We start from the raw sequence: 6335 nt of genomic DNA, 5'->3' as shown, positions 1-6335 counted from the left end.
CCCATACCACCCCCACCTCACCCCCCCTCTCCCCACCCCCCCCCCTCTCCCTCCCGCGCGGCCCCCCCCCCCCCCCCCCCGCGGGGGGCGCCCCGCGGCCCCCCACGCCCCACCGCAACGCGCGTAGACCGGGACTGGCGTCACGTTAGTTTTACGTATAACCTCACCGGCTAACCACCCCCACCGGAAGGTCGCCATGCGTTGCGTCGCCCTTGTCACCCTCGTCGTGCACGACTACGACGAGGCCGTCCGCTTCTACACCGAAGCCCTCGGGTTCCGGCTCGTGGAGGACGCCCCGCGCCCCGACGGCTCGCGCTGGGTCGTCGTGGAGCCGGGAGGCGACGGACCCGGACTGGTGCTGGCCCGTGCGAAGGACGACGAGCAGCGGGCCCGCGTCGGCGACCAGACCGGCGGGCGCGTCGGCTTCTTCCTGCACACCGACGACTTCGCCCGCGACCACGCCCGGATGACCGCCGCCGGCGTGACCTTCCTGGAGGAGCCGCGCCACGAGCCGTACGGCACGGTCGCCGTCTTCCAGGACCTGTACGGCAACCGCTGGGACCTGCTCCAGCCGGCCGGCCACTGACCCACCACCGCACCACCTGCCCCAGGACCCGAGGAAACGAAACGCCCATGACCGCGTCCCGCATCGACACCGAGACCCTCCGCCGGCTCCCCAAGGCCGTCCTGCACGACCACCTCGACGGCGGCCTGCGCCCCGCCACCGTCGTCGAGCTCGCGGCCGCGGTCGGCCACACACTGCCCACCACCGACCCGGACGAGCTGGCCGCCTGGTACGTCGAGGCCGCCAACTCCGGTGACCTGGTCCGCTACATAGCCACCTTCGAGCACACCCTCGCCGTCATGCAGACCCGCGAGGGCCTGCTGCGCACGGCCGAGGAGTACGTCCTCGACCTCGCCGCCGACGGCGTCGTCTACGCCGAGGTCCGCTACGCCCCCGAACTGAACACGAGCGGCGGGCTCACCATGCGCGAGGTGGTGGAGACCGTGCAGGAAGGTCTCGCCGCCGGGATGGCCAAGGCGGCCGCCGCGGGCACTCCGGTCCGCGTCGGCACCCTGCTGTGCGGCATGCGCATGTTCGACCGGGTCCGCGAGGCCGCCGACCTGGCCGTCGCCTACCGCGACGCGGGCGTCGTCGGCTTCGACATCGCCGGCGCCGAGGACGGCTTCCCGCCCGCCGACCACCTCGAAGCCTTCGAGCACCTGCGCCGCGAGAGCGTCCCGTTCACCATCCACGCCGGCGAGGCGCACGGCCTGCCCAGCATCCACCAGGCCGTCCAGGTCTGCGGCGCCCAGCGCATCGGCCACGGCGTCCGCATCACCGAGGACATCCCCGACCTCGCGGCCGGCAAGCTCGGCCGTCTCGCCTCCTGGGTGCGCGACCGCCGCATCGCCCTGGAGATGTGCCCGACCTCCAACCTCCAGACGGGCTGCGCGACCTCGATCGCCGAGCACCCGATCACGGCCCTGAAGGACCTCGGGTTCCGGGTCACCCTCAACACCGACAACCGTCTGGTCTCGGGGACGACGATGACCCGGGAGATGTCCCTGCTGGTCGAGGAGGCCGGCTGGACGGCCGAGGACCTGCGCACGGTCACCGTGAACGCCCTCAAGAGCGCCTTCATCCCGTTCGACGAGCGCAACGCCCTCATCGAGGACGTGGTCCTGCCGGGGTACGCGTCAGCGCTCGTGTGACGAGGGGCCCTGTCAGAGGAGCATCAGAGGAGCCCCCTGAGGTAGGCGGCCTGCCCGACGTGCTGGAGGTCGTCGGACAGGACGCTCACCAGGCGCACCCCCAAGGACACCGGGGGATCCCAGCGCTCGTCCACGACGCGTTCCAGATCCTTGGCGGCCAGCCCGCGCAGGCAGCCGAGGGTCTGTTCGTGGACGGCGTCGTAGTACCCGGTCAGCAGGTCCGCCGACTCCACCCGCACCTTCGCGACCTTGGCGGGGGTGTGCGCGTACCCGGTGTCGTGCCGTGGCAGGTCGAGACCGAAACGCTTCTCCCAGCCCTGCGCGAGCCACACCTGGTCCAGGTCGAAGGCGTCGGCGATGTGGTCGTCCTGCACCCGTGCGAGGTGCCAGACCAGCCAGGCGACGGAGTTGGCGCCGGGGGCCGGGCGGTGGTGCAGCTCGTCCGGGCCGAGGCCGTCGAGGGCGGCATGGACTTCTTCCCGGATGCGGCCGTAGCCGTCGATGAGGATGTCCTTCGCATGCATACCGTCCACCATCGCGCATCACCGGCGCGCATGCGCCCGGAACCCGGTTTCCGCACAGGCCCCGCGGCTCCCGCCGGGAGACGACGCCGGGCCGGCCCTGCGTGCGTGGCTCCGGGCGGCCGTCACCGCACCTCGCCGGCGAACGTCACCGCAGCTCGTCCGCGGGCGTGGCCAGGACTCCCGTCTCGAGGAGTGTGACCAGCGCTCGCGCGGCCGGGCTCGTGGCCCGTTCCGGCGGCAGCAGGGCGGCCGTCTCGTACTCCGGCTCGCCCGCGCCCTTCAGCGGGAGCGCGGTGAGCGCCGGCCGCTTGTGCCGGAAGTGCCGGGGCACGACGGCGATCCCCAGGTTCTCGTCCACGAGGTCCAGCAGGCTGTGCACGTCGTTGACCTCCAGCGCGACCGTGCGCCGGACGCCGGCCGCGGCGAACGCGGCGTCGGTGGTGCGGCGCGGACCCCAGTCCGGGTGGAAGTCGACGAAGACCTCACCGGCGAGATCCTCCGGCCCGAGCACGGCCTGGGCGGAGGCCAGCCGGTGGCTCGGGTGGCACAGTACGGTCATGGGCTCGCTGGTCAGGGACACCGAGCGCAGCTGGTCGGTGTCGGCCTGGGTGCGGTAGGCGAAGGCCAGGTCGAGCCGCCCGGCCGCGACCTCCTCGGCCAGCGCGCCGGAGCCGGCCTGCCGCAGCCGGATCTCCACGTCCGGGTGCCGCCCCCGGAAGGCCGCCAGCAGCCGGGCCACGTGCACCCCGGCGATGCACTGCTCGGTGCCGAGGGCCAGCGTGCCCCGCAGGACACCCTGCACCGCGGCCACCGCCTCGTGCGCGGAGCGCACCTGTGCCAGGATGCGTTCGGCTTCCCCCAGCAGCGCGCGCCCGGCCTCGGTGAGCGTCACCCGGCGGGTGGTCCGTACGAACAGCGGCGCCCGCAGCTCCCGCTCCAGTGCCCGGATGGACGCCGACAGGCCTGACTGGGACACCATCAGGCGTTCCGCGGCCCGGGTGAAGTGCTGGTCCTCGGCGACCGCGACGAAGTGCTGGAGATGGCGCAGTTCCATGATTGAGAAGCCTATCCGCTGAATTCCATCGGATTCTTCTGTTGGACCACTGCCCGCCGCCCGGGGAAGAGTGGCACCGGTAGATCGTGTGCCAACCCCTCTGGAGTCGCGTTGTACACCGCACACCCCGACCGCTACGCCGACATGCCCTACCGGCGCACCGGACGCAGCGGCCTGAACCTCCCCGCCCTGTCGCTCGGCCTGTGGCACAACTTCGGGCCCGACCGGCCCGTGGAGACCCAGCGGGCCATCCTCCGCCGCGCCTTCGATCTCGGCGTCACCCACTTCGACCTCGCCAACAACTACGGCCCGCCGCCCGGCGCCGCCGAGTCCGCCTTCGGCGAGGCGCTCAAGGCGGACCTCGCCGCTTACCGCGACGAGCTGGTGATCTCCACCAAGGCCGGTTACCTGATGTGGCCCGGCCCGTACGGTGAGTGGGGCTCGCGCAAGTACCTGCTGTCCTCGCTCGACCAGAGCCTGAAGCGGATGGGCCTGGAGTACGTCGACATCTTCTACTCGCACCGCTTCGACCCGGACACTCCCCTGGAGGAGACGATGGGTGCCCTGCACACGGCGGTGCAGCAGGGCAAGGCCCTCTACGTCGGCGTCTCCAACTACTCCGCCGAGCAGACGCGCGAGGCCGCCCGCATCCTCGGCGAACTGGGCACCCCGCTCCTCATCCACCAGCCGCGCTACTCGATGCTCGACCGGCGTCCCGAGGACGAGGGCCTGCTCGACGCCCTCGACGAGCTCCAGGTCGGCTCCATCGTGTACTCCCCGCTGGAGCAGGGTCTGCTCACGGGTCGCTACCTGGACGGCATCCCCGAGGACTCCCGGGCCGCGAGCGACAGCCCGTTCCTGAACTCGGACGCGGTCACCGAGGACCTGGTCGGCCGGCTGCGGGCGCTGGACGAGATCGCCAAGTCCCGCGGCCAGACCCTGGCACAGCTCGCCCTCGCCTGGGTGCTGCGGGGCGGCCGGGTGACGTCCGCCCTGGTCGGCGCGAGCAGCCCGCGGCAGATCGAGGACAGCGTCGCGGCCATCGGCAACCTCGACTTCGACGCCGAGGAGCTGGCGCGGATCGACGCGATCGTCCGGCCGTAGCGCCGTAGTGCCCGACGGTACGGGGGGCGGCCGCGACGAACCGCGGCCGCCCCCCCGCGTCGTACCGTCACCCCGATGCCCTTGCGGAGGCGGCGCCGGCCCGGTCAGGCGTCCGCCGGAACCCGGTCCAGGAATCCCAGCACCTGCCGGATGCGGCCCTCGTCGTCCAGCGTGACCACGTCGAACCCGGCCACCGGTGCCGAGCCGTCCTGCTCGTTCACCAGCTCCCACCCGAAACGCGCGGTGTCGTGGTGGCCGTCGACCACGCCGAGCGGACGGAACACGAAGCCGGGGAACTGCTCGTGGGCCGCCGCGATCACGGCCGCGATCTGCTCATGCCCGCGGACCTCCACGAGCGGGTCGGTGTAGCCGCCGTCCTCGGTCCACGCGGCCGCGACGGCCTTCTCGATGTCCTCCCGCCGGGTGGCGTTCCAGGCCTCGAAGTAACGGGCCGCGGCGTTCTCGTGACGGTCGGTGTGCGCGGTCATGGCGAAGCTCCTCCATCGAGGTCGTCCGTGCTGGTCAGGTCCCGGATGCGGGGTTCGCCGATCCGGTGTGACCACCATGCGGGAGGAGCGGGTGCCGGGTCGATTACCTCCGGGGTCATGGCCGGGGTGCGGGCCGGCCCGCCGCATTTCGGCCAGAACGGGCGCGGAATATGCCAAGAGACTGGCCAAAAAGACATGGTGACAGTGGTTCAGTAGTGAACATACTCGACTGTGAGGACTTCACTTCCAGCGAGGTCCCGATCACGCACCGCACACGGCCGCACCGCAGACGAGCCGCACCGAAAGCGAGGCCAGCCGCCAGGCGAACGACGCGACGGGGAGTGCGCATGCACGACGAGTTCCTGTGCCATGTCACCGCGTACGGCACATGCGACGGGCAGCGCATCGGAGTGCCCCTGGGCACCTACCGGGCGCCCACCCTGGCCCTCGCCCTGTGGTGGCTGCGCGACCGCGCCAACTGGATCGCCGACCGGCTCGACCCGCGGCCCGAGGCCGGGCACTTCCCGCCGAGCGCGCTCGTCCCGGTCGCGGACACCGTGCCCGACGTGCCGGCCGTCCTGCGCGCGTGGTGCGGCGACCCGGCCCAGCAGGAGCTGGTCGCCGACGAGCTGGCCGCGGGGAGGCTGGTGCGGATCGCGACCGGCGACGACACGACCGAGTACGAGCTGCTCGCGGAGTCCGTCGACGCCCTGCGCATGCAGCGGACCGTGCCGGCCCTCGTGGTACCCGTCGCCTGAGCGCTCGCCGGACCGGTCACGCCGCGCCGGGCAAGTGAGCCGTCGTCCCGGTCCCTCCCGGCCCCGCGTGCGAAGCGTGCGCCGTGACCCTCACCACTGTGCGCGGTGGGCGAACGGATCAGGTGGACTGGCGGGCCGGGCTCGGGGTACGAGGACTGGTGCAACAGCGACCGGCCGGACCGGGTTTTCGAGAGAGACAGCATGATCAATCACCTGGGCGGGGCAGTGATACCGACTGGTTTCGACGTACCCGTGGAGCCGCTGCGGCGCGCGGCGCACTACACCGGCGAACCCGGATGCATCGCAGAGGCACGTGCTTTCGCGTCCCAGTTCCTGCAGCAGCTGCGCACCGAATGGTGTGCCACCGCCGACGGCCGGGCCGACGGCGAGCTGCTGCTGATGGTGAGCGAACTGGTCACCAACGCCGACCAGCACAGCAACGGCCCGTACATCCTGGAACTGGAGGGCACGGACGCTTCGGTCGCGGTGTCCGTGTACGACAGCAGCACCGCTCTGCCCCGCCGTTACCCGAAGGACCCCAAGCGCGTCGGACGGCACGGGCTGGAGATCGTGCACGCCCTGGCCTCGGAGGTCACCGTCGAGCGGGTGCCCGTGGGTAAACGCGTGCGCGCCGTCTTCCCGCTGCGGCGCGAGGGCGATGCCCGGCCGACGGCCGGCTGAACCGGGACGT

The 6335-nt window shown here is 72.2% G+C and carries 8 protein-coding genes; 5 read left to right on the top strand and 3 right to left on the bottom strand.

Annotated features, from left to right (window positions below):
* The first annotated feature begins 196 nt into the window (after positions 1-196).
* Both AB0946_RS37715 and AB0946_RS37710 read left to right on the top strand, forming a co-directional pair.
* The gene (locus AB0946_RS37715; RefSeq protein WP_366765242.1) at positions 197-586 is read left to right on the top strand and encodes a VOC family protein; all 390 of its coding nucleotides are present in this window, start codon (positions 197-199) and stop codon (positions 584-586) included.
* A gap of 47 nt (positions 587-633) precedes the next feature.
* Positions 634-1716: an adenosine deaminase gene (locus tag AB0946_RS37710; RefSeq protein ID WP_366765241.1), complete on the top strand. Its 1083-nt coding sequence runs from the start codon at positions 634-636 to the stop codon at positions 1714-1716.
* Positions 1717-1739: 23 nt separating this feature from the next.
* On the opposite strand, the gene AB0946_RS37705 is transcribed toward AB0946_RS37710, so the two are convergent.
* Positions 1740-2240 carry a DUF664 domain-containing protein gene (locus AB0946_RS37705; RefSeq protein ID WP_366765240.1) on the bottom strand — a complete coding sequence of 167 codons (501 nt, stop codon included), beginning with the start codon at positions 2238-2240 and terminating at the stop codon, positions 1740-1742.
* Between the two features lie 145 nt (positions 2241-2385).
* Entirely contained in the window at positions 2386-3294 is a 909-nt protein-coding gene (locus AB0946_RS37700) for a LysR substrate-binding domain-containing protein (protein ID WP_366765239.1), read from the bottom strand.
* 111 nt (positions 3295-3405) lie between these two features.
* Here AB0946_RS37700 and mgrA point away from each other — a divergent pair, with 111 nt between their 5' ends.
* Positions 3406-4398 carry an L-glyceraldehyde 3-phosphate reductase gene (mgrA, locus tag AB0946_RS37695; RefSeq protein WP_366765238.1) on the top strand — a complete coding sequence of 331 codons (993 nt, stop codon included), beginning with the start codon at positions 3406-3408 and terminating at the stop codon, positions 4396-4398.
* Positions 4399-4502: 104 nt separating this feature from the next.
* On the opposite strand, the gene AB0946_RS37690 is transcribed toward mgrA, so the two are convergent.
* Entirely contained in the window at positions 4503-4886 is a 384-nt protein-coding gene (locus AB0946_RS37690) for a nuclear transport factor 2 family protein (RefSeq protein ID WP_366765237.1), read from the bottom strand.
* A gap of 347 nt (positions 4887-5233) precedes the next feature.
* Here AB0946_RS37690 and AB0946_RS37685 point away from each other — a divergent pair, with 347 nt between their 5' ends.
* Together AB0946_RS37685 and AB0946_RS37680 are read left to right on the top strand one after the other, a co-directional pair.
* On the top strand, positions 5234-5644 hold the full coding sequence (locus AB0946_RS37685) for a hypothetical protein (RefSeq protein WP_366765236.1): 411 nt from the start codon (positions 5234-5236) through the stop codon (positions 5642-5644).
* Positions 5645-5845: 201 nt separating this feature from the next.
* Positions 5846-6325, top strand: a complete 480-nt coding sequence (locus AB0946_RS37680) for an ATP-binding protein (protein WP_366765235.1) — start codon at positions 5846-5848, stop codon at positions 6323-6325.
* Positions 6326-6335 lie beyond the last annotated feature (10 nt).

The organism is Streptomyces sp. NPDC046870, from assembly GCF_040704595.1.
GTDB classification, from domain to species: domain Bacteria; phylum Actinomycetota; class Actinomycetes; order Streptomycetales; family Streptomycetaceae; genus Streptomyces; species Streptomyces argyrophylli.
The sequence above is the reverse complement of the archived record's forward strand: the minus strand, read 5'-3'. Positions and strand labels throughout refer to the sequence as shown.